Annotated in this window: 24 protein-coding genes; 13 read left to right on the top strand and 11 right to left on the bottom strand. The window is 71.4% G+C overall.

The genetic code is table 11. The features are described 5' to 3' along the window. From ACFWYS_RS34195 to ACFWYS_RS34215, 5 genes are all read right to left on the bottom strand, one after another. The gene (locus ACFWYS_RS34195) at window positions 1–651 is read right to left on the bottom strand and encodes a hypothetical protein (RefSeq protein ID WP_384777211.1); all 651 of its coding nucleotides are present in this window, start codon (window positions 649–651) and stop codon (window positions 1–3) included. Between the two features lie 68 nt (window positions 652–719). Further along, window positions 720–3,200: a dolichyl-phosphate beta-glucosyltransferase gene (locus ACFWYS_RS34200; RefSeq protein ID WP_384777214.1), complete on the bottom strand. Its 2,481-nt coding sequence runs from the start codon at window positions 3,198–3,200 to the stop codon at window positions 720–722. Further along, window positions 3,197–3,898 (bottom strand): GntR family transcriptional regulator, encoded by a 702-nt coding sequence (locus tag ACFWYS_RS34205; RefSeq protein WP_384777217.1) that lies wholly within the window; start codon window positions 3,896–3,898, stop codon window positions 3,197–3,199. Before ACFWYS_RS34205 ends, ACFWYS_RS34200 begins: the two co-directional genes overlap by 4 nt. A 296-nt stretch (window positions 3,899–4,194) precedes the next feature. Beyond that, on the bottom strand, window positions 4,195–5,550 hold the full coding sequence (locus ACFWYS_RS34210) for an aspartate aminotransferase family protein (RefSeq protein ID WP_384777220.1): 1,356 nt from the start codon (window positions 5,548–5,550) through the stop codon (window positions 4,195–4,197). A 114-nt stretch (window positions 5,551–5,664) separates the two neighbouring features. Next, complete coding sequence (locus ACFWYS_RS34215) at window positions 5,665–5,928, bottom strand: hypothetical protein (protein WP_384777223.1); 264 nt, start codon at window positions 5,926–5,928, stop codon at window positions 5,665–5,667. 109 nt (window positions 5,929–6,037) lie between these two features. Here ACFWYS_RS34215 and ACFWYS_RS34220 point away from each other — a divergent pair, with 109 nt between their 5' ends. The 6 genes from ACFWYS_RS34220 (at window position 6,038) to ACFWYS_RS34245 (ending at window position 13,276) form a co-directional block, all read left to right on the top strand. Next, window positions 6,038–6,664: a type 1 glutamine amidotransferase family protein gene (locus ACFWYS_RS34220; RefSeq protein WP_384777226.1), complete on the top strand. Its 627-nt coding sequence runs from the start codon at window positions 6,038–6,040 to the stop codon at window positions 6,662–6,664. Further along, entirely contained in the window at window positions 6,661–7,119 is a 459-nt protein-coding gene (locus tag ACFWYS_RS34225) for a MarR family winged helix-turn-helix transcriptional regulator (RefSeq protein ID WP_384777228.1), read from the top strand. The genes ACFWYS_RS34220 and ACFWYS_RS34225 overlap by 4 nt, the downstream gene beginning before the upstream one ends. 78 nt (window positions 7,120–7,197) lie before the next feature. Beyond that, window positions 7,198–9,168: a serine/threonine-protein kinase gene (locus ACFWYS_RS34230; RefSeq protein ID WP_384777231.1), complete on the top strand. Its 1,971-nt coding sequence runs from the start codon at window positions 7,198–7,200 to the stop codon at window positions 9,166–9,168. Between the two features lie 57 nt (window positions 9,169–9,225). Continuing rightward, the gene (locus tag ACFWYS_RS34235) at window positions 9,226–10,776 is read left to right on the top strand and encodes a PstS family phosphate ABC transporter substrate-binding protein (protein ID WP_384777234.1); all 1,551 of its coding nucleotides are present in this window, start codon (window positions 9,226–9,228) and stop codon (window positions 10,774–10,776) included. Window positions 10,777–10,895: 119 nt separating this feature from the next. Continuing rightward, entirely contained in the window at window positions 10,896–12,302 is a 1,407-nt protein-coding gene (locus tag ACFWYS_RS34240; RefSeq protein ID WP_384777237.1) for a M28 family metallopeptidase, read from the top strand. Window positions 12,303–12,397: 95 nt separating this feature from the next. After that, complete coding sequence (locus ACFWYS_RS34245) at window positions 12,398–13,276, top strand: alpha/beta fold hydrolase (RefSeq protein WP_384777240.1); 879 nt, start codon at window positions 12,398–12,400, stop codon at window positions 13,274–13,276. A gap of 73 nt (window positions 13,277–13,349) precedes the next feature. Here the strand turns inward: ACFWYS_RS34245 and ACFWYS_RS34250 are convergent, their stop codons facing one another. Further along, window positions 13,350–14,102, bottom strand: a complete 753-nt coding sequence (locus ACFWYS_RS34250; RefSeq protein WP_384777243.1) for an SLATT domain-containing protein — start codon at window positions 14,100–14,102, stop codon at window positions 13,350–13,352. A gap of 293 nt (window positions 14,103–14,395) precedes the next feature. On the opposite strand from ACFWYS_RS34250, the gene ACFWYS_RS34255 reads away from it, so the two are divergent. From ACFWYS_RS34255 to ACFWYS_RS34280, 6 genes are all read left to right on the top strand, one after another. Further along, a complete protein-coding gene (locus ACFWYS_RS34255) occupies window positions 14,396–14,740 on the top strand; it encodes a YbaB/EbfC family nucleoid-associated protein (RefSeq protein ID WP_272114464.1) in 345 nt (114 codons plus the stop codon). 91 nt (window positions 14,741–14,831) lie between these two features. Continuing rightward, on the top strand, window positions 14,832–15,431 hold the full coding sequence (gene recR / locus ACFWYS_RS34260; RefSeq protein ID WP_272114463.1) for a recombination mediator RecR: 600 nt from the start codon (window positions 14,832–14,834) through the stop codon (window positions 15,429–15,431). After that, on the top strand, window positions 15,424–16,083 hold the full coding sequence (locus tag ACFWYS_RS34265; protein WP_384777247.1) for a DUF5063 domain-containing protein: 660 nt from the start codon (window positions 15,424–15,426) through the stop codon (window positions 16,081–16,083). Before recR ends, ACFWYS_RS34265 begins: the two co-directional genes overlap by 8 nt. A 122-nt stretch (window positions 16,084–16,205) precedes the next feature. Continuing rightward, window positions 16,206–18,668 carry a tetratricopeptide repeat protein gene (locus ACFWYS_RS34270; protein ID WP_384777250.1) on the top strand — a complete coding sequence of 821 codons (2,463 nt, stop codon included), beginning with the start codon at window positions 16,206–16,208 and terminating at the stop codon, window positions 18,666–18,668. Between the two features lie 146 nt (window positions 18,669–18,814). After that, window positions 18,815–19,231, top strand: a complete 417-nt coding sequence (locus ACFWYS_RS34275; RefSeq protein WP_384777253.1) for an SsgA family sporulation/cell division regulator — start codon at window positions 18,815–18,817, stop codon at window positions 19,229–19,231. Window positions 19,232–19,312: 81 nt separating this feature from the next. Continuing rightward, window positions 19,313–19,726, top strand: coding sequence for a hypothetical protein (locus tag ACFWYS_RS34280; protein WP_384777256.1), 414 nt, complete (start codon window positions 19,313–19,315; stop codon window positions 19,724–19,726). A gap of 48 nt (window positions 19,727–19,774) precedes the next feature. Here the strand turns inward: ACFWYS_RS34280 and ACFWYS_RS34285 are convergent, their stop codons facing one another. Further along, on the bottom strand, window positions 19,775–20,506 hold the full coding sequence (locus ACFWYS_RS34285; protein WP_384777259.1) for a TSUP family transporter: 732 nt from the start codon (window positions 20,504–20,506) through the stop codon (window positions 19,775–19,777). Window positions 20,507–20,733: 227 nt separating this feature from the next. Here ACFWYS_RS34285 and ACFWYS_RS34290 point away from each other — a divergent pair, with 227 nt between their 5' ends. Further along, the gene (locus ACFWYS_RS34290) at window positions 20,734–21,249 is read left to right on the top strand and encodes an SgcJ/EcaC family oxidoreductase (protein WP_384777262.1); all 516 of its coding nucleotides are present in this window, start codon (window positions 20,734–20,736) and stop codon (window positions 21,247–21,249) included. Here the strand turns inward: ACFWYS_RS34290 and ACFWYS_RS34295 are convergent. The 4 genes from ACFWYS_RS34295 to ACFWYS_RS34310 form a co-directional block, all read right to left on the bottom strand. Next, window positions 21,215–22,585, bottom strand: a complete 1,371-nt coding sequence (locus ACFWYS_RS34295; RefSeq protein WP_384777265.1) for a sensor histidine kinase — start codon at window positions 22,583–22,585, stop codon at window positions 21,215–21,217. The genes ACFWYS_RS34290 and ACFWYS_RS34295 overlap by 35 nt on opposite strands. Then, window positions 22,582–23,283, bottom strand: coding sequence for a response regulator transcription factor (locus ACFWYS_RS34300; protein WP_384777267.1), 702 nt, complete (start codon window positions 23,281–23,283; stop codon window positions 22,582–22,584). Before ACFWYS_RS34300 ends, ACFWYS_RS34295 begins: the two co-directional genes overlap by 4 nt. A gap of 102 nt (window positions 23,284–23,385) precedes the next feature. Then, entirely contained in the window at window positions 23,386–24,573 is a 1,188-nt protein-coding gene (locus tag ACFWYS_RS34305; RefSeq protein WP_384777270.1) for a cytochrome P450, read from the bottom strand. Then, window positions 24,563–25,333, bottom strand: coding sequence for a tRNA-dependent cyclodipeptide synthase (locus tag ACFWYS_RS34310; protein WP_384777273.1), 771 nt, complete (start codon window positions 25,331–25,333; stop codon window positions 24,563–24,565). Before ACFWYS_RS34310 ends, ACFWYS_RS34305 begins: the two co-directional genes overlap by 11 nt. Window positions 25,334–25,427 lie beyond the last annotated feature (94 nt).

Below are 25,427 nucleotides of genomic sequence, written 5' to 3' on the forward strand. Positions count from 1 at the left end.
TCAGCTGAACACGATCATCGACCCCTGCGCCAGACTCCGGGTCGCCGCCGCGTGCAGGCCCAGCCACACGTGCCGTTCGCGGGCGAAGGGGCTCGGGTCGTAGGGGGCGGGGACGGCCGGTTCCTCCAGGGCCGTGGGGGCCGCCGGGGGCTGCGGCGCCGCCGGAGGGTTGGCCGGGTCGATGCCGATCACCGGGGCCACGAACTCCAGCTCGCGCAGCAGCGCCTGGGAGGAGCCGAGCGGGCCGCCGCCCGCCAGGAGCTCCTCGCTGGAGAGCGGGCCCGGGAAGTCGACGGGGACGTAGGCGCCCGCGTGGTCGTAGTGCCAGACCAGGTGCGACTGCTGGGCCGTCGACTCGAACATCTCCAGGAGCTGTTCGTAGTCGCCGCCCAGCTCGTCCACCGGCGTGACCGCGAGCCCGCAGACCTGGAGCAGATACGCGCGGCGCAGGAAGTGCAGCGCGTCGTAGTCGAAGCCGGCGACCGGGGCGACGTCGCCGGACAGGCCCGGCATGTACTGGTACACCGGCACCGGCGGCAGTCCGGCCTCGGCGAGCACCTTGTTGTATTGCGCGAGTTCCTCGGCGAACGGGTTGTCGGGGGTGTGGCACAACACATCGACAAGCGGTACCAGCCACAGGTCACAGGCCAAAAGAGGGCTCCTCGCTCAGCATGTCGATCAGGGATCGGTCAGGGAAGGGTAATCGGTGCGGCTCGGGATCAGCTCCCCTTGCGCAGGTCCCATACCCACACTCCGTCGACCCACTTACCAGGAGCCCCCACCAGCTTCTCCACGGTCTCACGCAACGCACCGTCGTTCGGCTGCGGGGCCAGCACCAGGACGCCCGCCCTCCAGTACGCCAGATCCACCCGGGCCTGCTCCCGCCAGGACTGATTGACCGGCGGGACGTCGCCCGAGTTGCGCACATCACGCAGCAGGTTGGAGGTGAAACGGGGCTCGGCGCCGTAGATGCCGGTCCTTTCCTCGCCGTAGGGGCCGTTGAAGTAGCCGCCCGCCAGCCGGAAGCCGAGCCCGGCCTCGGTCTGCCAGTGCAGCGCCTCCGCGTCGCCGGGGTCGGGCAGCGGCACCGGCACCAGTGACTCGCCCTCGCCGGCGTACGACTTCCAGGTGCCGTCCGCGATGAAGGCGGGGACGTCGACGCGGTCCACCGCCCTCAGCGGGGCCGGGATGAGGGGGAGCAGCGCGAGGGCGACGCCCAGGAGGCCGACGTAGCGGCTGGTCAGGGAGATGGTGAGGGGGCCGGTCAGTGGGCTGGTCTGGGGGCGGGCCGGGAGCAGGCGGTCGACTGCGATGGTGAGCAGCATGCCCAGTGCGGGTGCGCAGATCATCGCGACGCGGCTCTCGATGACCGCCTCGAAGAGCGGCTTGTCGGCGAGGAGTGCCCAGGGGCCGGGGAGCGTGACGCCGGTGAGCGGGATGCGGAACTCCCTGCCCAGGGACAGGAAGGCCGCCGCCACCGCCGTGAACGCCAGCGCCTTGACCAGGGGCCGCCTCCACAGCCGTACCAGGATCGCGAAGGCGAGCAGGGCGAGCGGCCAGCCGTAGAAGGCGTTCTGTTCGGTGGTGTTGAAGGCCAGCGCGTTCGCCCGCTCGGCGTCGCCCGCGAGCCAGGAGCGCTCGGCGAAGGAGAGCAGGGCGAGGGGGCTGTTGAAGGAGCGGGGGTTGTGCTCGATGTCGGTGTAGCTCTGCGGGCCGGCGAACTGCCAGACCAGCGGGTAGACGATCAGGGGCAGGCAGACCGAGGCGCCGATCAGCAGCCCTCGCAGCAGTGGGCGCCAGGCGGCGCGGGCCGTGTCGGGGCGTACGACGGCATACGCGGCGGCGAAGAGCAGCATGCCCAGCGCCGCGAGCAGCAACGGCTCCTCGCCGAGGAAGACCTGGTACGCCGCCATCAGGCCCAGCACCACGCCGTCCCGGACGACCCGGGTGCCCGTGCACAGGCGCAGGGCGCGGTCGATGATCAGCGGGATCATGAACAGGACCACGAAGTTCGGGTGCGCGTGGGCGTGGCTGACCATGGGCGGGGCGAAGGCGGCCAGGGCGGCGCCCAGGAAGGCCGCGATCCTGCCGTGTGCCACGTACTTGACGATCAGCCAGTACCAGGCGGCCGCCGTGGCGGCGAGGCCCAGCGTCATGACCAGGCTGAGGGTGACCGCCGGGCCCGCCAGCAGGGTGAGCGGTGTGAGCGGGACGGACATGCCCAGCATGACCGTGTTGGCCATGAGGTTGACGCCGTCCGGGAAGCCCTGGAGGTCGGTGAAGAGGGGGTTGCGGAAGTGGGCGACGTTGTCGGCCGTGACCGCGAAGAACCACTCCCACTGGTTCTGGTCGCGCAGGGAGTCGGGGAGGTAGCGGTGGGCCGGGTCGAAGACACGGCCGGAGTAGAGGGCCACCGACATCAGCAGGAAGAGGAGCGCGGCGTAGAGGTCGGCCGGGCGGACGGAGCGCAGTGCGATGCGGGTGATCTCGGTCAGGACGCGGACGTAGTCGAGGGGGCCGACCTTCGAACCGGGCCGGTGGGACCAGCGGACCGGGACCTCGACGAGCGGTACGCCCGTGCGCTGCAGATGGCGTAACACCTCTACGTCTATGCCCCAGCCGTTGACACGGGAGGCGGCGTAGGCCTCGCGGGCGAGGTCGCCGTCGAACAGCTTGAAGCCGCACTGCGTGTCGCGGACGCCGGGGACGACCGTACGGCGGATGAGCATGTTCCCGGCGCGGCCCAGCAGTTCGCGTATCCGGTGCTGGCGGTCGCCGATGGTGGCGCCGGGGACCGAACGGGAGCCGATCGCCGCCGAGTTGCCCTCGGAGAGCGCCTTGTCGAGGCGTTCCAGTTCCTCGATCGGCGTCGCGAGGTCGGCGTCCGTGACGAGTACGCGGCGGCCCCGGGAGGCGGCCACGCCGAGGCGGAGGGCGTGGCCCTTGCCGCGGTTGCGGGGGGAGGTGACCAGGCGGATACGGGGGTCGTCGCGGTCGGTGACGAGGGCGCGGGTGGCGTCGGTGGAGCCGTCGTCGGCTATGACGATCTCCCAGTCGCCGCCGCTGTCGCCGTCGCCCAGGTGGTCGGCGATGGCGTCGAGGGTGTGGGTGAGGCGGTGTTCCTCGTTGTAGGCGGGGATGACCACGGAGAGATCCGGCAGGCCCTGTTCCTCGTGCCGCGGGCCGCCCTCACCGCTCATCCGGACGCCAGCCGCTCGATCAGGGCGAGCGAGTCCGCGTCGTGTGCGGCGATGATCGAACGGGCCGTGGGCAGGTCGCGGCGCATCAGGGCGTCGACCAGGTCGGTGTGCCCGGACCACAGATGGCCGCGCAGATCGTCCAGACGGCGCAGGTGCTGGACCGCGCAGACCCAGGACTGCACGCGCAGCCGGTGCAGGAAGTCGGCGAGGTAGGGGTTGCCGAAGAGGGCGCCGAGTTCGCGCCAGAAGCGGAGGTCGTAGCCGATCAGGACGGTGAGGTCGCCCGCGGCGGCCGCGCGCTGGGCCTCCTCGGCGCGGCGGCGTACCCCGACGGCGGCGGCGTGCACCCGGGGGTCCTCGGGGTCGCGTTGGCGTCCGGGGTCGGTGGCGAGGACCTGGAACATGCCGGTGGTGACCAGGCCGCGGGCCTCGACGATGCTGCGGTAGTCCTCGACGGAGTACTCGTGGACCCGGAAGCCGCGGTGCTGGTCGGCCTCCAGGAGGCCCTGGGCGGAGAGGTCGACGAGTGCCTCGCGTACGGGGGTCGCGGAGACGCCGTACTGCTCGGCGATCTCCTTGACGGTGAACTCCCGGCCTGCCTGGAGGCGCCCGGCCAGCACCTCGTCCCGCAGAGCGTCCGCGAGCTGCTGGCGCAGGGTGCTCCGGGTCACGGAGCCGTTGCCGCCGGTGCCGGGCATGGTCGGGGCGTCTCCTGTTCGTCGCGATGCGGTGGTGTGCACGTCTATGTCTACGAGCACGCCACCTTACGCGTTCGGGTGGGGGCCGACCTTTCTGTGCCCGCCCGGTTTTCTCGCCCCCGCCGCCCCTACCCGTCCCATCCCTGGGGGCTGCGCCCCCAGACCCCCGCTCCGGCCCCTGAGGGGCCTTGTCCTCAAACGCCGGACAGGCTGAAATTGCCTCAAACGCCGGACGGGCTGAAATTGCCGTAAACGCCGGACGGGCTGAAATTGCCGTGACCGGCATTGAGAGGTGCCTACTCCGTGTGTTCGTCCGCCGCCGACAGTGCGGCGTCCAGTGCTGCCAGGCCCTCCTTCAGTTCGGCCTCGCCGGCGTTGCACGGGGGCACGACGTGGGTGCGGTTCATGTTCACGAAGGGCCAGATGCCCTCCGCCTTCGCGGCGGCGGCGAACGCGGCCATGGGGGCGTTCGCCGCGCCGGAGGCGTTGTAGGGGACGAGGGGCTCGCGGGTCTCCCGGTTCTTGACGAGTTCGAGGGCCCAGAACATGCCTACGCCACGTACCTCGCCGACGCTGGGGTGCCGCTCGGCCAGTTCGCGCAGGGCCGGTCCGAGGACCTCGGTGCCCAGGCGGGCGGCGTTCTGCACGATGCCGTCCTCCGCCATGACGTTGATCGTCGCGACGGCGGCCGCGCAGGCCAGCGGGTGGCCGGAGTAGGTCAGCCCGCCCGGGTACGGCCGCTTCGCGAACGTCTCCGCGACGGCGCCCGAGATGGCCACACCGCCCAGCGGCACGTACCCGGAGTTCACGCCCTTCGCGAAGGTCATCAGGTCGGGGGTCACGTCGAAGAGGTCCGCCGCGAACCACTCGCCGGTCCGGCCGAACCCCGCCATGACCTCGTCCAGGACGAAGACGATCCCGTACTTGTCGCAGAGTTCACGGACCCCGGCGAGGTAACCGGGCGGGGGCAGCATGATGCCCGCCGTTCCCGGGATCGTCTCCAGGATGATCGCGGCGATCGTCGACGGCCCCTCGAAGGCGATCGTCGTCTCCAGGTGCTCCAGCGCCCGGGCGCACTCCTGCTCCTCGGTCTCCGCGTAGAAACGGGAGCGGTAGAGGAAGGGCGCCCAGAAGTGCACGACACCGGCCGAGGCGGAGTCGGATGCCCAGCGGCGCGGGTCGCCGGTGATGTTCACGGCCTGCTGGGTGCCGCCGTGGTACGAGCGGTACGCCGACAGCACCTTCGGACGGCCCGTGTGCAGCCGGGCCATCCGCACCGCGTGCTCCACGGCGTCCGCGCCGCCGTTGGTGAAGAAGATCTTGTCCAGGCCGTCCGGCGTCCGCTCGGCGATCAGCCGCGCCGCCTCCGACCGCGCCTCGACGGCGAAGGCGGGCGCGAAGGTCGTCATCCGCGCGGCCTGCTCCTGTATCGCGGCGACGACCTTCGGGTGCTGATAGCCGACGTTCGTGAAGACGAGCCCGCTGGTGAAGTCGAGGTAGCGGTTGCCGTCGTAGTCCCAGAAGTACGACCCCTCCGCGCCGGCGACGGCGAGCGGGTCGATGAGCTCCTGCGCGGACCAGGAGTGGAACACATGCGCACGGTCCGCGGCCTTCACGGCGGCGCCGACCTCGGGATTTGGCTGAGGGGTCATGCGGGCGAGCGTAGGAGCCGGTGCCGTGGGCGCGATATCGGCGTCCTGTCTGCGGTCGGGGGGTTTCCGCGACAGGTTGTCGACAGGGGCGGTGACCGGGGGCGGCGACCGGGGTCAGTGCCCGCCGGGCGAGGCCAGCTGGTCCATCAGCATGGTCAGCGCCGACTTCGGACGGGCTTGGCTCGCCCCGCCGTCCGTCTGTGCCCAGGCCGGGTTCGGGTCCATGGAGTTCGTGGAGTTCGTGCCCTTGGACTCGTTGACCCCCTGGAAGATGCCGAAGTCGAGGGGGCCTTCGTCGGCGGTGGCGGGGAGGGCGGCGGCGAGGAGAGCGGCGGCGGCGAGGGCGCCGGAGAGGGCGGCGGTAGTGATGATCTTCATGTCCGGTTCAACGAGAGGGCCGGCGGCAGGGTGTCCTGTTATGCGCCTTTGGCGCAGCGTGCATGCTGTCATGGTTGACAGCATGCTGTCTAAGTGACAGCATCTTGTCATGTCGAAATTCGTGTATCTCGCCGTCTACGACACCCTCGCCGACTGGGAGCCCGGCCACGCCACCGCGCAGCTGGCCCGCGCCGGGTACCGGATCCGTACCGTCGGCCCGACTCGCGAACCCGTCACCACCATCGGCGGGCTGCGCATCCAGCCCGACCTGGCCCTGGACGACGTACGGCCGTCCGACGCGGCCCTGCTGATCCTCCCGGGCGCCGACCTCTGGACCGAGACATCAGCCGCCACCGCGGCGGGGGGCGACGACCTCGCCCCCTTCGCCCGCAAGGCGCGGGACTTCCTGGACGCCGGAGTGCCGGTCGCCGCGATCTGCGGGGCCACCGCCGGGCTCGCCCGTGAGGGTCTGCTCGACGACCGGGACCACACCAGCGCGGTCTCCTTCTACCTGGCCGCCACCGGGTACGGCGGCGGCGAGCGGTATGTCGAGGCCGACGCCGTCACCGACGGAGGGCTCGTCACCGCCGGTCCGACCGAGCCCGTCGCCTTCGCCCGGGAGATCCTCCGGCTGCTGAAGGTGTACGACGACGAGGCCGTCGACGCCTGGTACCGCCTGTTCCACGACTCCGACGCCGGGGCGTACGCCGTACTCGAAAAGGCCGGAGTCCTGTGAGCCGGGAACGACAGGACCTGCTCAGCCGCAGCGCGCTCGGGGTCTTCCGTCTCAACGGGCAGTTCCTCGCGGTCGCCGAGGAACTGGCCAAGCCGGCCGGGCTGACGGCGGCCTGGTGGCAGGTGCTGGGCGCGGTGCTCGGCGAGCCCCTCCCCGTCTCCGGGATCGCCCGGGCCATGGGCATCACCCGGCAGAGCGTGCAGCGCATCGCCGATCTGCTGGTGGAGAAGGGCCTCGCCGAGTACCGGCCCAACCCGGCCCACCGCCGGGCCAAGCTGCTCGCGCCGACCGAGGAGGGGCGGGCGGCCGTCTCCCGCATCAACCCCGGTCACACGGCCTTCGCGGACCGGCTGGCGGAGGCCTTCGGGGAGGTGGAACTCGCCGATGCCGTACGGGTTCTGGAACGGTTGTCGAAGGTCCTCGACGACCTCGCCGTTCCTGTTACGGAACCGTAGAGGCCGCCCCGCTCACCTCCCCATATGCCGCACTATCGTGGGGCCGACGCGTAGGCGGGGGCTGGTTGGGGGCGTGCGATGGAGAAGCTGGGGGCGGGGGATCCACAACGGATCGGGGCTTATCGGCTGCTGGGGCGGCTGGGCGCGGGCGGCATGGGGGACGTCTATCTCGCCCGCTCCGACCGCGGCCGTACCGTCGCCGTCAAACTCGTGCGGCGGGAGCTGGCCACGCAGGAGGAGTTCCGGGCCCGGTTCCGGCAGGAGGTGCAGGCCGCGCGGCAGGTCGGCGGGTTCTGGACCGCGCCGGTGCTGGACGCGGACACCGAGGCCGAGGTGCCCTGGGTCGCCACCGGGTATGTCGCCGGGCCCAGCCTCCAGCAGGTCGTCGGGCACGACCACGGGGCGCTGCCCGAGCGTTCGGTACGGATCCTGGCGGCGGGGCTGGCGCACGCGCTCAAGGACATCCACGCCGCGGGGATCGTGCACCGGGATCTGAAACCGTCGAACGTCCTCGTCACCATCGACGGGCCCCGCGTCATCGACTTCGGGATCGCCCGCGCGCTGGAGACGGTGGACGAGAGCGGGCTCACCCGTACCGGCGCTCTCGTCGGATCGCCGGGGTTCATGGCGCCCGAGCAGGTGCGCGGCGACCGGATCACGCCCGCCTGCGACGTGTTCTGCCTGGGCTCGGTGCTCGCGTACGCCGCGACCGGCAGGCTGCCCTTCGGCTCCGTCGGCAGCGGCGCGCACGCCGTGATGTTCCGGATCGCCCAGGAGGAACCCGACCTGGAGGGAATGCCCGAGGGCATCGCCGAGCTGGTCCAGGACTGTCTGCGAAAGGCCCCGGGTTCCCGGCCGACACTGGCCCGGATCCTGGAGCGTACGGGGGCCGAGGACACCGTCTCCGGCGGGCGGTCCCGGGACCCCTGGCTGCCGAGTGCGCTGGTGGCACAGCTGGGGCGGCATGCGGTGCGGTTGCTGGATGCGGAGGATCCGGCGGGGCCGGGGGAGGGCCGTTCGGGGGTGCAGGGCCGTTCGGCGGTGACGGGGGGTTCCGGGGAGCCGACTCCCGCGGCGTCTCCCGAGCACGCCCCGGCCGCCGGGGTGACGCCCCCGGACCAACTCCCCACCATGGCCGCCACACAGAACGGTGAGGTGGCTCCGCAACAGCACCCGCAGCAACCGGCGTACGGCTTCCCGCCGGGGGGTCCGGACACGCCGGGGGGTCCGGTGCAGGCGGGGGGGCCTGTGCCGCCGAGCGGCTCGCCCTCGCCGTACGGCGCGAGTCCGTCGTTCGGCGCGGGGCCGTCGTTCGGTGCGAGTCCCTCGGTCGGCCCGACGCCGCCTTACGGCCCGACCCCGCCGTACGACCAGAACCCGGCGTACGGGCCGCCTCCTCCGTCGTACGGCCCCACCCCGCCCTACGACCCACCCCTGCCGTACCTCCCCACCGCCCCGCCCGAAAGGCCCCGCCGGAGCGGGCGTTCCACGGCGGCGCTCGTTCTCGTCGCGCTGGTGGTCGCGCTCGGGGCGGGTGGTTCGGTGTACGGCCTCATGAACGGCGGTGGTGAACGGAACGGCGGCGATCCGACCTCCTCCCCAACCGCCGGCACCGGCCCCACGGGCCCGGGCCTCACCGACCCGACCGCCTCCGCCCCCACACCCACCCCGTCCCCGAGCGCCTCGGCACCGTCGGACGGCGTGATCCCCACCGCCTACCTGGGCACCTGGGGGGCCTCGATCGACAGCGGCGCCGGTGTGAACACCCGTCGGCTGACCATCCGGCAGGGCGAGGTGGGCGACACGGTCCTGTCGCTCGTCGCCGAGGGGCCCTCCGGCACCGGCAGGTATCACTGCGAGTTCGAGGCGGAGCTGACCGAGGAGCCGGGCGGCAACGGCCCGTTGCGGATCGGCCCGTCGACCGTGACGGCCGGCGAGCCGACGACCTGTTCGCCGGGCGAGGCCACCGAGATCACGCTGCTGCCGTCCGGCGGGTTGCAGCGCGCGACCACGGGCAGCGGGGAGAAGCTGACGTACACCAGGCAGTAACCCCAAGTACCGGTATATGTAAGGGCATTGAGGTCGGCCGAGCCTACGGTGACCCCGGTGGAGTGGCTGAGCGCAGAGAACATCGTGGCCGTCGGGACGGCGGTGATCGGTGTCGTCGCGTCGGGCGTCATGGTCTGGTACGAGCGGCGCGTGCCGCGCAGGAAGCGGATCGGCTATCGCGTCCAGATGGACAACCCGATAGGCGACGACGTGCGGTCGGGCCGGGCCAACGTGCGGCTCGGGCTGTTCGACGCGGACATGGACGACGCGACCCTCGTGCTGCTGCGCGTCGAGAACGACGGCTCGCAGAGCATCGACCGCGACGACTACACCGGCCCCGAACCCCATGGCCTGACGGCGGTGTTCACCGACCGCACCATCCGGGGCGTCTCGGTCACCCAGCCGACCGACATCGACCACCTCATGGACCACTTCACCGCGCAACGCGGCTTCGGCTACGAGGGCAACCGGCTGCGCATCCCGCGCGTCCCGCTGAACCCCGGCGACCACTACAAGCTGCTGGTGCTGCTCTCCGGCGGCGACGTCGGCGCCGAGATCCGGCTGCGCGGCGGCATCCGGGACGGCGAGGTGCACCCCAACCGCAGCGCCACACCGGACGACAAGGCGCCGGTGTTCACCCTCCCGGCCAGGATCTTCACCGGACTGCTCACCCTCTCCGTACTGGCGCTCGCGGGCATCGTCGTCTTCCGTGACGGCAATCCCATCGAGTGCGAGCAGGGCGGGTTGACGGTGATCGGCTCGACCGCCTTCGAGCCGGTGATCTCGACGCTCGCGAAGAGCTACGAGCGCAAGTGCGCGGGCGCCGAGATCTCCGTCGAGACGCGCGGCAGCGAGGCCGGCGTCGCCGAACTCGCCGCCGTGGCTGACCGGTCGAAGTCGCGGGCGCGGTCGGTGATCGCCTTCTCCGACGGCCCGTTGGGCGACCGGCTGGGCCTGAAGGGGAAGAAGGTCGCGCTGTCCGTCTTCACGCTCGTCGTCAACGACGGCATCGATCCCGGGCCGGACGGGCTGACCGTGAGGCAGGTGCGGGACATCTACAAGGGCCGGTACAAGCGGTGGGGCGAGGTGCTGCGCGGGGCCGACAAGGCGACCGCCGACCTGCCCATCGTCCTGGTCAGCCGCAGCGACAGCTCCGGGACGCGGCAGGTCTTCCAGGACCGGGTGCTGGGGCAGTGGGAGCAGGCGCAGAGCACCTCACTGGACTGCCGGCCGCCCAAGGGCGCGGTCACCGCCGTCACGCGCTGCGAACTCGCCGGTACCAGTGACGTCCTGGACAAGGTCGCCGAGCAGCCCGGCGCCCTCGGCTACAGCGAGCTGAGCGTCGCCGCCCGGCACGAGGGGGTGCGCACGGTGCCGCTCGACGGCGACCGCGTCGACGTGGACGAGATCGAGCGCGGCGACAGCGGCTACCCGTACCGCGACATCGAGTACGCCTACACCTACGGCACCGCCGACGACGACACCCTCACCGCCGGGTTCCTCGCGTACCTGGACGAGGAGAGCAGCCGACAGGTGATCCGCACGCAGGGGCATCTGCCGTGCGGGACGCCGGTGGGGCTCAAGTTGTGTGCAGGCGCCCGTAGTTGAGGTGATGTGCGCGGCTGGTACGGCGGGCTGATGCGTACGGCTGACGTGCCCTTGCCGTTGGTTGCCATGTCCACAACCATTGCCGGGGTCGGCCGACATCGGCAGCCCCGGGAGGACACATGCGTCGCAGCGCCACGAGAAGAACGGTCCTGACGGCCACGGCGGCGAGCGCGGCGGCGATGACGACAGCCGGTACGGCCGACGCATCGGCCGACGGCCCGGCGAGCCGCCCTCCCGCCACCGCCCAGCGCCCCACCCGCGGACTGCGCGCCCTCCTCCGCGAGATCGACCCGGACCGCATCGAGGCGACGACCCGCAAGCTGGTCTCCTTCGGCACCCGCCACACCCTCTCCGTCCAGGACGACCCGGCGCGCGGCATCGGCGCGGCCCGCGACTGGCTGGCGGCGGAGCTGAGGTCGTACGCGGCGGACTCCGGCGGCCGGATGACGGTCGAGCTCCAGTCGTACGTCCAGGAACCGGCCCCGCGCATCCCCACCGCGACCCGCATCACGAACGTGCTCGCGACCCTGCGCGGATCGGTGACACCGGAGCGCGTCTACGTCGTCTCCGGCCACTACGACTCGCGCGTCACCGACGTCATGGACGCCGTCTCCGACGCGCCGGGCGCGGACGACGACGCGTCGGGCGTGGCCGTCGTACTGGAACTGGCGCGGGTGCTGGCGAAGCGCCGCCCGGCGTCGACGATCGTGTTCGCGGCGGTGGCGGGGGAGGAGCAGGGGCTGTACGGATCGGCGTATCTGGCACAGCAGCTGAAGGCGGCGGGCGCGGATGTGCAGGGCATGTTCACGAACGACATAGTCGGCAGCTCGACGGCGGACGACGGCACCCGTGCCCCGTACACGATCCGGCTGTTCGCCGAGGGAGTCCCGTCGTCCGAGACCCCCGAACAGGCCGCGATCCGCCGCTCGGTGGGCGGCGAGAACGACTCGGCGACCCGCCAACTGGCGCGCTTCGTCAGGGATGTGGCCGACAACGACGCGACCGGGATGCGCGTCCGCGTGATCTACCGCCGGGACCGCTACCGGCGGGGCGGCGACCACATCCCCTTCCTCGAACGCGGCTACCCGGCAGCCCGCTTCACCGAGCCCGCCGAGGACTTCGCCCACCAGCACCAGGACGTCCGCGTCGACGAGCACGGCAAGCAGTACGGCGATCTGCCGGAGTTCTGCGACTTCGACTTCACGGCGAGGGTGGCCCGGGTGAACGCGGCCACGCTGTGGACCCTGGCCCAGGCCCCGGGCACCCCGACCGGCGCCAGGATCATCACCACCGACCTCACCAACTCCACCCGCCTGGTGTGGACGAGGGGCACGGAACCGGACCTCGCGGGCTACGAACTCGTCTGGCGCGAGACGACCGCCGCGGAGTGGACGCATGTCGTGCCGGTGGGCGACGTGACGACACACGAGGTGGACCTGTCGAAGGACAACGTGTTCTTCGGGGTGCGGGCGGTGAACCGGGCGGGGCTGCGCAGCCCGGTGGCTTTCCCGGCTCCGCAGGCGTAGTCGTACCCGTACCCGTACCCGTGCTCGTGCTCGTGCTCGTCAAGGGCAGTTAATCCGGTGCTCGAATCGCGGGGGCCGCCTACGGTGAAGCCCATATGACTCTCCTACACGCTCATGACTACGGGGGCGATGGCCCGCAACTGGTTCTTCTGCACGGATACGGACGGTCGTTGACCGACTGGGACGCCTCGGCCGCCCGACTCACCGCCGGGCACCGCGTTCTCGCCGTGGACCTTCCCGGGCACGGCCGCTCGCCCGGCACCTCCTCCTGGACCATCCCCACCGTGGTCCGGGACATCGCGGACACGCTCGACGCGCACGGCGTGCCGGAGGCCGTCGTGGTGGGGCATTCCCTCGGCGGACTGATCGCGGTCGAGTACGCGCGGACGAGCTCGGACCGTTCCCGCTCCAGCTCCCCTGCCCGTGCCCGTGCGGCCGTGAATCTCGACGGCTTCTGGTGGGGGCCCGAGTTCCCCGGCGCCGAGCAGGTGGCCGAGGGGCTGCTGGCGTCGGCGGGGGCCGTCGCGTCACCCGGGTACATCGAGGAACAGGTCGCCAAGGTCGCCCCGTTCGGGATTCCCGCCGACCGGGCGGAGACCGCCGCCCGCGCGGCCGCCCGCCCGCTGCCCGACGGCAGGTGGCAGACGCTGCCGAGCCGGGCGGAGGCGCAGGGGGTCCTCGACGCACTCCACGGCATCGGCGCGCTCGGTGTCACCAAGTGGCTGGACGGGGTCGACCTCCCGCTGCTGCTGGTGCAGGCCGGCCGACGGCTGCCGACCGCGCCCGGCATGGAGTGGTTCGACGAGTTCAACGCCCGGTTCGCACAAGGGGTCTCCGACGAACTGGCCGGGCTCTCCCGCACCCGGCCGACGATCGAGGTCAGCCGGATCGACGCCACGCACATCATGAACATGGAGGCTCCGGAGGCGGTGGCGACGCTGGTCACGGAGTTCGTCGGAGGTCTGCCCGGCTGAAACGAGGGCGGCCCGACCGGAACATGGAGGCGCCCCGCGCCGCCCGCGCGGGGCGTCCACCGCAGGGTGCTGTTCAGCGCGGCTCGGGCGGGCGTTGGCGTGGCATGTTCGGGCGGGCCCCGTTGGGCGGCGGTACCGCGAGCCGCCCCGCCCCGGCGCCCGTATCGTGCCGTGTGCTGCCGGCCACCGCCGACTGGATGCCCATCGGCGCGGACCCGGTCCGGAACTCCACCATCCAGTCGGCCGTCTCGGCGCGCACCAGCTCGGTCACGTCCTCCGAGAACCGCCGCAGCACCCCGAGGCACCGCTCCGCCGCCTCACCGGCCGTGCCCTCGGCCGGTCCCAGGATCTCCCGTACGTTCTCCGTCGCCCAGTCGAACTGCAGCACCTGCAGCCGCCGCTGCACCGCCTGAGCCGTGGCGACGTCCCTTATCCACCCGGACGTGACCCCGAAGAACCGGTCGACCGCCACACAGGCCACGGCCAGCAGCAGCGCCAGATAACCCCAGGGGGCCACCCCGCTCGCCACCCCCGTCAGATCGAGCAGCGGCAGCGCGGCACCGACGACCGCTCCCGCCGCCGCACCGCCCCGCAGCGCCCGAGCCCCCCGCCGCTTCCACACCCGGTCCGCCAGATACCACGCGGCCGTGTTCAGCGCGCCCCGCTCCACCCACCGGTACAGCTCGTCCAGTCGCACCGCCGGCTCCCCCCAGTCCCCGTGCGGAAACGCCCGTCCCCTCAGATCACCCGGCCGCAGTCCGGCCACCCCTTCGCCGCCCCGCCCGTCCATCGGCGACCTGTCGGGCTGCATCTCCGGCTGACCCACCCGGCACTCCCTACTGTCACGGTGCGTGACATCACGTGCCACCTGCGTACCGGGTACGACCCCCCGCAGCGCACGGAACGTCACGCGACATCTGAGGCTGACGCGCCGGAATCCTTCCTAGCGCCCTATGGGTGGCGAAGAGATGCCTTTCGCCTCTTTTCCGCCCGGAAGGGGGCCTTGATCAGGTATAGGACTCCCGTTCCTCTCACTCGAAAGAGTGCCGGGGCGACGGCTGCGCAGACCACGTAGGCTCGTGCTGAACGGGAAAGCCGTAGACACGCAAGGAGCTGATCGTGATCCCCGGTGGTGGCCAGCCGAACATGCAGCAGCTGCTCCAGCAGGCCCAGAAGATGCAGCAGGACCTGGCGAGGGCGCAGGAGGAACTGGCTCAGACGGAGGTCGAGGGCCAGGCGGGCGGCGGTCTGGTGAAGGCCACCGTGACGGGCTCCGGTGAACTCAGGGCGCTGAAGATCGACCCGAAGGCGGTGGACCCGGAGGACACCGAGACCCTCGCCGACCTGGTCATCGCGGCCGTACAGGCGGCCAACGAGAACGCGCAGAACCTCCAGCAGCAGAAGCTGGGACCGCTGGCCCAGGGCCTGGGCGGCGGCAGCGGCATCCCCGGCCTGCCGTTCTGACGTTACGGGCGTTCCCCACTTGTCTTTCTAAGAGGGGCCGCCGCCAACTACCGTACGTACCGTAAGGAACCCCAGGAAGGACGGCAGTCCGTTGTACGAAGGCGTGGTTCAGGACCTCATCGACGAGCTGGGTCGGCTGCCCGGCGTCGGTCCCAAGAGCGCGCAGCGGATCGCCTTCCACATCCTCCAGGCGGAACCGACGGACGTACGGCGCCTCGCCCAGGCCCTCATGGAGGTCAAGGCGAAGGTCCGCTTCTGCGCGACGTGCGGGAACGTCGCCCAGGAGGAGCTGTGCAACATCTGCCGGGACGCCCGCCGCGACCCGGCGGTGATCTGCGTGGTCGAGGAGCCCAAGGACGTCGTGGCGATCGAGCGGACCCGCGAGTTCCGCGGCCGTTACCACGTCCTCGGCGGCGCGATCAGCCCCATCGAGGGTGTCGGACCGGACGACCTGCGTATACGAGAACTTCTCGCAAGGTTGGCCGACGGGACGGTCACAGAGCTGATCCTGGCCACCGATCCGAATCTTGAGGGCGAGGCCACGGCCACGTACCTTGCGCGCATGATCAAGCCCATGGGCCTGAAGGTCACCCGCCTGGCCAGCGGCCTCCCGGTGGGTGGCGACCTGGAATACGCGGACGAGGTCACCCTCGGCCGCGCCTTCGAGGGGAGACGACTCCTAGATGTCTGACGCCACGCTGCACGCGACCGGCCAGAACCCGGACGACTTCGCGGTCCAGATCGCGGACCAGATCGAGAGTTTCCTGGTCGCGGTGACGGAGCTCGCGAAGGGCGACGAGCCGGGCTCGACCGTGCCCTTCCTCCTGTTGGAGGTCTCCCAGCTGCTGCTGGCCGGCGGCCGCCTCGGCGCCCACGAGGACATCGTCCCCGAGGAGCGCTACGAGCCCGACCTGGGCCCGGAGGGGGACGTCGACGACCTCCGCGAGAACCTCGCCCGCCTGCTGGACCCGGTGGACGTCTACTCGGAGGTCTTCGACCCCTACGAGCCCCGCAAGGCCCCGGTCCCGGCCCGGATCTCCGACGACCTGGCCGACGTCATCGCCGACCTGCGCCACGGCATGGCCCACTACCGCTCCGGGCGGCACGCCGAGGCCCTGTGGTGGTGGCAGTTCTCCTACTTCTCCAACTGGGGCTCGACGGCGTCCGCGACCCTGCGCGCGCTGCACTCGGTCCTGGCGCATGTGCGGCTGAACCAGCCGTTGGAGGAACTGGACGGCCTGGACACGGACCAGGGCGTGATGGGCGACGAGACGCTGGAGTTCGAGGCCGGCCAGGTCATGGAGCAGGAGATCGGAGAGCAGCTGGGGCTGCGCAGCCCGTGACGGCAAGTCCCGTGACGGCAAGCTCCGTGACGGTGAGTCCCCTGACGGCAAGTCCCGTGACAGTGAGTCAAGTATCGCCGCTGTCCTGACGGTTGCCCTTGCGGGGCGTCATCATGTGATGCATGAGTGGCGTGTTCGATCGGCGGCCCGGTGTGGCCGCGTCGGGGGACGAATCGGTCGCGGCGGGCGGGGACATCGGCGTGGCCGTGACCGGCGCGGGTGCCGTCGGCACGCAGTACACGCAGCAGCACATCGCGCAGTACATCGACAAGGCCACGATCGCCCCCGCCGAGGGCCACCCGCACGCTTCGCCCAAGGCCGAGTCCGTCGATGCTCCGGCCGGTCTGACGAACCTCCCCGAGCGGCCGGAGCTGTTCGTCGGCCGTGAGCGTGAACTCGCCCTGCTGGACGCGGCCCTGGCCAGTCCGGGCGGCGCCGTCGTGCAGGCACTGCACGGCCTTGGCGGCATCGGCAAGTCCACGCTCGCCGCCCGCTGGGTCGCCAACCACCCGCAGTACTCGCCGACGTGGTGGATCACCGCCGACAGCCGGGCCGCGCTGGATGCCGGACTGGCCGGGCTCGCGGCCGCGGTGGAGCGTGACCTGACGAGAACGCTGCAACAGCAGCAGTTACGCGACTGGGCCGTGCAGTGGCTCGCGGTCCACGAAAACTGGCTGATCGTCCTCGACAACGTCTCCGACCCGGCCGACCTGAAGCCGCTGCTGGCCGCGGCGGGCAACGGCCGGTTCCTGATCACCAGCAGGCGCTCCTCCGGCTGGCACGGGCTGGCCCAGCCGGTCCACCTCGACGTCCTCGCACACGACGACGCCCTGGACCTCTTCACCCGTATCTGCCCGGACGCCGGTGACGAGGTCGGCCGCCTCTGCACGGAGTTGGGCTGTCTGCCCCTGGCGGTCGAGCAGGCCGCCTCCTACTGCGCGGAGACGGTCACCACCGCCGCCGACTATCTGGCCCTCCTCGCCTCCTACCCCGCCGACATGTACGCGGCGGCGGCCGAGGGCGGCGACACCGAACGCACCGTGGCCCGGGTCTGGCACCTCACACTGGACCGCCTGGCCGACGACCCGCTCGCCGTGCGCATCCTGCTCACGCTCGCCTGGTACGCCCCCGACGACGTCCCCCGCTCCCTCCTGGACACGCTGGGCAGCCCGATCGCGGTGCGCCGCGCCCTGGGACGCCTCGCCGCCCACAGCATGCTGACGCTGCGCGGAGACTCCCTGTCGCTGCACCGACTGGTCCAGGCAGTGGCCCGTACCAGCGATCCGGGCGATCCGCACCGCGGGCCGGCCGCGGTCGGGCGGGCGCGTGAGATGGCGGCGGAGGCCCTGGTGGAGGGGCTGCCCTCGGATACCGGTGATCCCGCGCTCTGGCCCCGGTGGCGCGCTCTGCTGCCGCATGTCGAAGCGCTGGCGGAACACGCCCCGCAGGACGCGGACTCCGTGGACCTGGCCCGGGTCTTCAGCATCATGGGCGAGTTCCTCGCCGGATACGGCCTGGGGGAGCGCGCCGAACGGCTGCTTGAGCGGGGCGAGTCCGGGCTGGTACGGCACCTCGGCCCGGAGCACCGGCTGTCCCTGGTCGCCCGCAACCGTCTCGTCCACGTCGCCGACGTGGCCGTCCAGGACGCGATGGACCATGTCGACAGGTGTGAACGGATTCTCGGAGCGGAGGATCCCGAGACGATCACGGCGCTGTACGAGGTCGGTCGGGAGCACGCCACGCGGGACGCCACCGAGGAGGCTCTGGCCCTCTACGACCAGGTGATCCGGCGGCGGACCGACGTACTGGGACCGGCGCACCGCGACACCCTGGCCGCCCGCGCGGAACGCGCCGCGCTGGCCCTCATGGACGGTGGCATCGCCGAGGCGATCGAGGACCTGAGGGAGGTCTACGACGACACCGCCCGGGAGTTGGGCGAGACGCACCCCCTGACTCTGGACCTGCGCGGACAACTGGCGGTCACCGCATCGGGCATGGGGGATCTCGTCATCGGCGCGGGAAGCGTCATGAGGTGGGCGGACGCGTCGAACGAGACCGAGATGCGGTCCCAGTTGTCGGCCTACGTCGAGCGCGTGCGAGGGGTCACCGCCGATCAGATGAAGTCCTGGGCGGGCGGGATGATCGGCAATCTCAAGGAGCATCTGGCGAACTGCGAGGCCGTACTGGGGCCGGGGCACGGCGACACCGTCCATGCCAGGCTGATGCTGGTGCAGGCGCACATGCTGGCCGGGGACATGGACAGCGCGCTCGCCCATGCCGGACGGAGTGCGGCCGACGCGGAGCAGACCCTGGGGAGCGGCCATCCCGCGGCGACCGTGGCGAGGGTGATGTCCACGACGCTCTCCATGATGCAGAGCATCGGACCGGAGGGCGAGGCGAGCCCGGAGGCGACGGCAGAGGTGGTGGCAGGCTTTCGGGAGCTTCTCGACCCTGAGGACGAGGGCAGGTTGACCGCCTTCATGAGCTGGATGGAGGCGGCGAGGGAAGAACTGCGGAAGGGGGGCATGCCGACGCTGAGCCCGTTCCTGGACACAGGTCCGGACGGTAAGACGCCGGATGCGTGAGGCGTTCCGCGCGCGTCGGGTGTGACGCAGGTTACAGGAAAAGGCTTCTGAAGTGGCGTAATGCCAGGCCCCCTCCGGCGCTCTCACAGGCACATCGATCGGTTCCCCCGACCGGTGCCCCGCCGCCCCCCGAACGGAGCCCGACCATGCACGTCACCCTGGAGCAGCCGACCGGCGCCCATCTGATAACCGCCGCGGACCAGGACATCGCGATACCGGCGACCCTCCGCTACACCTCCGCCGACCCGCTGGCCGTCCACCTCGACTTCCCGCCCCATGTCACGCTCGACGGCGAGGTCACGACCTGGACGTTCGCCCGCGTCCTGCTGAGCGAGGGACTGCACGCGCCCGCCGGGCTCGGCACCGTGCGCGTCCGGCCGTGCGGGGCGTCCCACACCTACGTCGAGTTCCACTCCCCGGTGGGCACGGCCGTGCTGCGTTTCGCCACCTCCGACCTGTACCGCTTCCTGGCCCGCACCTACACCGTGCTCGCCCCCGGCGAGGAGACCGTGGGCGCGGAACTGGACCACGGCCTCGTCACGCTCTTCGGGGGGCGGGTGTGATCCACGGCTCGGCACCCGCAGCACGGTGCCGCGTGCCCGTATCGGGCGGTCGTGACGTCCGTACTCCTCCATGATGGTCGTATGGCGAATCGGTCAAGGGCGTTGGTGTGGACGGGAATCGGGCTCTGCGTGGCGGGAGCCGTGGGGTTGGTCGTGGGCGGTGCGCTGGACGTCGACGCCGCCGATCCGTGGGCGAGTGTGGCCGGGGCAGCGGCGGGGCTGCTCGGGCTGGCGGTGACGCTCTACGCCCTGCTCGGACCGGCGCGGACCCCCGCACCCGCACCCACGTCCTCCGTGACCGCGAGCGGCAACCGCTCGGTCGCGGCGGGCGGCGGCATCGGGTCGGTCTCCACCGGGGACGGGACCTCCGCCGCACCGCCGCCCACGATGCCCACCTCGCCCTCCCGGCCGGCGAACGGGCCCGTCACCGCCTCCGGGGAGCGTTCCGTCGCGGCCGGCGGTGACATCGGGTCGGTGTCGACGGGGGACGCGTGAGCGGGTCCGCGGAGGCGTCCGGGGGCCGTTCGAATGCGTTCGTCGTGGTCACAGCCCCCACGCCCCCTTCGTGACAGCCGTGGCCCCGCCCGCCAGTGCCAGTGACAACACCAGCAGGCGGGCTCGCTTCTCGGGTATGCGTTCCGCGAGGCCCCGGCCGATCATGGCGCCCACGACCATCGCGCCGACGACAGCCCCCCACTGTGCCCGGCCCAGCTCCGGCACCCCGTTCGCCCCCACCGAGAACGCGTTCACGACCACCCCGTACAACTGAGCGTTCGGCACGAACTCCCGCACCGTCCAGCCCGCGTTGACCGCGTACAGGGACACCGGCGGACCCCCCACCCCCGCCGCGGAGTTCATGAACCCGCCCACCGCACCCGCCACGACCGCACCCTGCCTGCCGCGCAGGGCGGGGACGCGGGTGCCGTGCAGGACCAGCAGTACGGCGAGGGTCACCAGCGCGCCCATGGTCAACAGGAGTACGGGGGAGGGGAGTCGGCGGGTCAGCCAGGCCCCCGCCGGGACCGTCAGTGCCGCCGCCACGCACAGCGGCACCATCGCACCCACCCGTATCCGACGCCAACCACCCGCCAACCCCACGACGCTGATCGCCCCCGCCGCGCAGTTGGCGAGGGCAACGCCCTCCGCGGGGCCCAGCAGCAGGACCAGTGCCGGTACGGCGACCAGGGCGAAGCCCATCCCCGTGAGCCATTGGACGGAGGAGCCGAGCAGGACGATGGCCGCGAGCAGTGCGTCGCCCGTCCATCCGGTCGTCATGGCAGGCCTCCCTCCCCGTGGCCCCGTGCGGGCACCGTCCGCCCGCGGCCGGTGCGTAGTGCGATCGCTACCCGGCGTGAATTGGAAGCGTGTTGTCCCCGGCCTGTACGTCCGCTGCACGGGCCCTAACCGGTGTCCGGCGAATCTGGAGTCACTTCCACCGCAGAGGCAAGCGCCCAACAGGACGCGGAGGGAGGCAAATCCATCAGACCACCTCTGGAGATGCAATGACTCGTAGGGCCGGTAAGTCCGTACGCAAGCGCGTAGCCATTGTCACCGCCACCGCCGTGGTCACCGTCGGCACGGTCGCCGCCGGTGCCGCTGTCGCCGGCCCCTCGTGGGGCGGGAGCAAGCGGCCGAGCGAGAAGCAGGTCGTCGGGCTGTTCGACACCTGGAACAAGGCACTGCAGACCGGCGACCCGGAGACGGTCGCGGACCTGTACGCGAAGGACGCGGTGCTGCTGCCGACCGTGTCCAACAAGGTCCGCGCCGACCGCGCCGCCATAGTCGACTACTTCGAGCACTTCCTGGCGAACAAGCCGGTCGGCAAGAAGATCGAGACGCACGTCAACGTCCTCGACGGGAACTCCGCGCTCGACGCCGGTGTCTACCAGTTCACGCTCACCGACCCCGAGACCGGCGAGAAGAGCGTCGTGAAGGCCCGCTACACCTACGAGTACGAGAAGCGGAACGGCGAGTGGCTCATCGTCAACCACCACTCCTCGAAGATGCCCGAAGGCTGATCGTCACCTTCAGCCCGCCCTCGGGCGAGTCCCCGAGGGCCACGGTCCCGCCGTCGTCGGTCACCAACTGCTTGACGACGGCGAGGCCGAGCCCGGAACCGGACTTCCCGGTCAGGCCCTGGCCGCGCCAGAAGCGGTCGAAGGCCCGGGACTTCTCGGCGTCCGACATACCGGGCCCCTCGTCCAGAACCGAGAGCACCACCTCATCGCCCCTCGGCTCCACCCGGACGGTGATCGTGCCGCCGTCCGGTGACACCTCCAGGGCGTTCGAGAGCACGTTGTCCAGCACCTGGTCCAGATGACCGGGGCTGGCCAGCACAAGCAGCCGGCCGTCGGCACTCCCCCTGAGCGCGATGGTGACTCCGCGCTCGTCGGCGGCCGGCCTCCACACGTCCAGCCGCTCCCGCACGATCTCCCACAGGGCGAGCGGCTCCGAGGCCGCCACCTTGGCCTCCGCGCGCGCCAGCACCAGCAGGCCGTTCACCAGCCGGCTCATCCGCACGACCTCGGCCGTGGCCTGCTCCACGTCCTCCTTGACGAAGTCGTCGTCCACGCCGTCCGCGATGTTGTCCAGCGACAGCCGCAACGCGGTGAGAGGAGTACGGAGCTGATGCGAGGCGTCCGCCACGAAGATGCGCTGCGCCGCGACCAGCGTGTCCAGGCGCTCCGCGCCCTGGTTGAGGGTGCGCGCCAGCGTCTGGGTCTCCGGCGGGCCGGTCACCGGGGAACGCGCGGTCAGATCACCGTCGCTGAACTTGCTCGCCATGTCGTTGAGCTGGCGCAGCGGCCGGGTGATACGGCGGGCCACCGCGGCGCCGATCACGGCGGCCACGCCGAGCACGACCACCGCGAGTCCGGCCCGGAAGCCCCAGATCTGCCACAGGCGGTTGGTCATGCCGTCGGTCGAGTACAGGACGCGTACGGCACCGCTGACCTGTTCCGAGCCGGTCGCGCGGGCGGGGACCGTGGTCTCCATCTGGGGGCCCCAGATGAAGGAGGATCCCCAGTCGGTCGTGGGCTCCCCCTCCTTGAGCGCCTTGGTCAGGGCCGCGTCGCGGGTCGGACGCGACAGGCCCGGCGCACAGTCCGGGTCGCCGGTCACCTGGACCTCACCGGGCGTCTTGTCGCCGTAGGCGGTCGCCATCTGCTGGAGGGCCTGGCAGGAGGCGGGGTCGCCGTTGCCCAGCAGGATCGCCATGGTGTTGGCCTCCCGCATCACGGACCCCTTGGTCTCGCTCCGCAACTGGGCGGTGAGCGAGAAGGCCACCGGCACGGTGAACAGGGCGACGGCGACCGCGACGAGCAGGATGTAGCTGCGGACGAGCTGGCGGATCACGAGGCGCCGCCGTCACTGCCGTCCTTGACGATCTCCAGACGGAACCCGACCCCCCGCACCGCCTCGATGGTGACGGCCCCGGCGAGCTTGCGCCGCAGCGCCGCCACATGCACGTCCAGCGTCTTCGTCGGCCCGAACCAGTTCGCGTCCCAGACCGCCTCCATGATCTGCTCGCGCGACATCAGCGCCCCGGGCTCCTCGGTGAGGAAGGCCAGCAGGTCGTACTCCTTGGGTGCGAGGCCCACCTCCGTGCCGTCCAGGCGGACGCGGGCCGCCTTGCGGTCGATGACGAGGCGGTCGCCGTACCGGTCCGGGCCGGCGGCCTCGGCGGCAGCGGCGGTACGGGGCTGCACACGGCGCATCACGGCTCGTATCCGCGCGATGACCTCGCGGACCCCGAACGGCTTGGACACGTAGTCGTCGGCGCCGAGCTCCAGGCCGACCACCCGGTCCGTCTCGTCGCTGCGGGCGCTGATCACGATGATCGGCACGTCACCGCGCTCGCGCAGCGCCTTGCAGACGTCGAGACCGTCGGTGTCGGGCAGTCCGAGATCGAGGAGTACGACGTCGTAGGGGGCGTCATGGCTGAGCGCCGCGGCGCCCGTGCTGACCCATGCCACCTCGAAGCCGTAGCGCAGGAGTCCTCGCCGGAGCGACTCGGCGACCGGTTCGTCGTCTTCCACCAGAAGTACGCGCACAGGCGGAACCATAGTGGTTGAACTTTAAAGACGACCGGTCGCCGAGCCCGTGACCAGGAGATAAGCGGGCAAATCGGTGGCTGCCGAGTGGCTACCGAGCAACTACCACATGATCGGCAGCCGCTCCGGTATCCGCTTCATGAACCCGGTCCGCCACACCAGCTGCTCGATCGGCACCGCGAGCCGCAGTGTCGGCAGCCGCTCCAGCAGGGTGCGCAGGGCGATCTCCGCGTGTTTGCGGCCGAGCGCGGTGGCGGGGCAGTAGTGGCGGCCGCCGCCGAAGGAGAGGTGGGCGGTGGCGTTCTCGCGGGCGAGGTCGACCGTGTGGGGGTCGGGGAAGGCGGCCGGGTCGAAGTTCGCGCCCTCGACGAGGACGAGGACCAGGTCACCGGCCTTCACGTCCACGTCTCCCAGCCGTACGTCGGTCAGCGCGAGGCGGGGCAGGCCGTCGCCGATGGACAGGTTGATGCGCAGGAGCTCGTCCACGGCGGCCGGGATCTTTCCGGGGTCCGCGACGAGTTCGGCCTGGAGGTCCGGGTGCTGGATCAGCGACACCAGGGCCATGGTCAGGAAGCCCGAGGTGGAGATGACGCCCGCGCCGAACATGGTCACCCCGACCGTCGCGAGCATCTCGTCGGTGAGGTGGTCGTAGTCCGGGTCGGCGCGCAGGGCGGCGAGTTCGGCCATCAGCCCGGTCGTCGCCGGGTCGTCCAGCCGATGCGCCATGTACGCGATGTCCCGGTCCCAGTTGAGCCGGGCGCCCGCGACCGGACAGGCCGAGTTCATGAACGCGAGGTCCAGGCTCCGCATCAGCCGGGGCGCGTCCGAGTCCGGGATGCCGAGGATGCGGCAGTGCATGCCGGCCGAGTACGGGTCGGCGAAGCCGCCGCGCAGGTCCGCCGGGGCGCCCTCGCCGATCAGCCCGTCGACGAGCTCGACGGCGTACGACCGCATCCACTCCGCGAGCCCGGGGCTCTTCGGATTGAGCGCCTTGAGCACGGCCTTGCGCAGTCCGGCGCCGGTGATGTTCCCCATGTTGTTGACGACCTCGGGCGGGATCGTCAGCGCGTACTGGCGGGGGACGTCGGGGGCGGAGGTGTCCTTCAGGCTGAAGCGGGGGTCTTCGAGGACCTGCTTGCACAGGTCGTACGACGACACGAGCCAGGCCTCGTCGCCGGCGATGGTGCGAACCCGGCGCACGGGGGTGCGGGTACGCAACTCCTCGACTTCATACGGGAGTTGGTCGCCCCGCCAGGAGAACGGGAAGTCGAGCAGGTCTTCAGTGAGCATCGGTGGCCCCGTCCGTGTGGGTTCCCTCGGCGTCGGTTCCCTCGGCCGGCGTGACGATGGCGTGGCCCTGGTTGCGGGAGGCACGCAGACCGGCGCCCCGGGAGTACAGGAGCTCGGCCATCGGCAGGAGCTGGTGGTAGCAGTTCAGGGAGGAGGGGACGCCGAGGATGGCGGGGGTGTCCAGGAAGAGGGGTGCCTCGGCGCAGACATAGGCGAGGCAGACCTCGCGCTGCGCCTCGGTCACCCGGCTCACCTTCTCGGCCAGGAAGGAGTCCACGAGCTTCGCGCAGGTCGTGCGGAACTCGTCGTCGGTGGTGAGGCGGGCCTGGAGACGGTCGTGGATCTCGCGGTACGCCGGGTTGCCGCGGAAGTCGGACATCGCGTGGGCCCGGAGACGGTCGCCGCCGGGGTCCAAGGCCTGCACGGCGCCGAGGACCTTGGCGCGTACACCACGCAGGTTCTTCACCGCCTTGCGGCGCGCGTCGTCGGGCGGATAGCCGGACGCCGCGTACATCTCGGCCACGTACAGATCCGTGTAGACGAAGTCCACTCGCTCGAACAGGGCGAGGCCCCAGCGGGCGAGGTCGTGGACACGTTGCGCGGAGAAGTAGCTGTTGCCGGGGGAGACGCCGATGACGGCGTGATCGCCCGCGGTGCGGATGACTTCGCAGTGGGGTGTGAAGGGCTCGACCTGGAAGAGGCCGGCCGGCGAATCGACTGAGGTGACGTGCTGGATCTCTGCTGCGGTCGCAGTCGTCAAAGGAGGAGAATCCTTGCGCGTCGCAAGTCCCGATGGAGCCTTGTGCCCCTGGTGTGGCGACGACGACGCGAAGTTAGCGGGCGACTACGGAGAG

The sequence above is a fragment of the Streptomyces sp. NPDC059010 genome (assembly GCF_042740355.1).
In the GTDB taxonomy this organism is placed as follows: Bacteria; Actinomycetota; Actinomycetes; order Streptomycetales; family Streptomycetaceae; genus Streptomyces.

Coding starts and splice junctions, on each gene's coding strand:
- ACFWYS_RS34200 (WP_384777214.1), bottom strand. CDS start 3,200: ATGAGCGGTGAGGGCGGCCCGCGGCACGAGGAACAGGGCCTGCCGGAT.
- ACFWYS_RS34205 (WP_384777217.1), bottom strand. CDS start 3,898: ATGCCCGGCACCGGCGGCAACGGCTCCGTGACCCGGAGCACCCTGCGC.
- ACFWYS_RS34210 (WP_384777220.1), bottom strand. CDS start 5,550: ATGACCCCTCAGCCAAATCCCGAGGTCGGCGCCGCCGTGAAGGCCGCG.
- ACFWYS_RS34215 (WP_384777223.1), bottom strand. CDS start 5,928: ATGAAGATCATCACTACCGCCGCCCTCTCCGGCGCCCTCGCCGCCGCC.
- ACFWYS_RS34220 (WP_384777226.1), top strand. CDS start 6,038: ATGTCGAAATTCGTGTATCTCGCCGTCTACGACACCCTCGCCGACTGG.
- ACFWYS_RS34230 (WP_384777231.1), top strand. CDS start 7,198: ATGGAGAAGCTGGGGGCGGGGGATCCACAACGGATCGGGGCTTATCGG.
- ACFWYS_RS34240 (WP_384777237.1), top strand. CDS start 10,896: ATGCGTCGCAGCGCCACGAGAAGAACGGTCCTGACGGCCACGGCGGCG.
- ACFWYS_RS34245 (WP_384777240.1), top strand. CDS start 12,398: ATGACTCTCCTACACGCTCATGACTACGGGGGCGATGGCCCGCAACTG.
- ACFWYS_RS34265 (WP_384777247.1), top strand. CDS start 15,424: ATGTCTGACGCCACGCTGCACGCGACCGGCCAGAACCCGGACGACTTC.
- ACFWYS_RS34270 (WP_384777250.1), top strand. CDS start 16,206: ATGAGTGGCGTGTTCGATCGGCGGCCCGGTGTGGCCGCGTCGGGGGAC.
- ACFWYS_RS34275 (WP_384777253.1), top strand. CDS start 18,815: ATGCACGTCACCCTGGAGCAGCCGACCGGCGCCCATCTGATAACCGCC.
- ACFWYS_RS34280 (WP_384777256.1), top strand. CDS start 19,313: ATGGCGAATCGGTCAAGGGCGTTGGTGTGGACGGGAATCGGGCTCTGC.
- ACFWYS_RS34285 (WP_384777259.1), bottom strand. CDS start 20,506: ATGACGACCGGATGGACGGGCGACGCACTGCTCGCGGCCATCGTCCTG.
- ACFWYS_RS34290 (WP_384777262.1), top strand. CDS start 20,734: ATGACTCGTAGGGCCGGTAAGTCCGTACGCAAGCGCGTAGCCATTGTC.
- ACFWYS_RS34305 (WP_384777270.1), bottom strand. CDS start 24,573: ATGCTCACTGAAGACCTGCTCGACTTCCCGTTCTCCTGGCGGGGCGAC.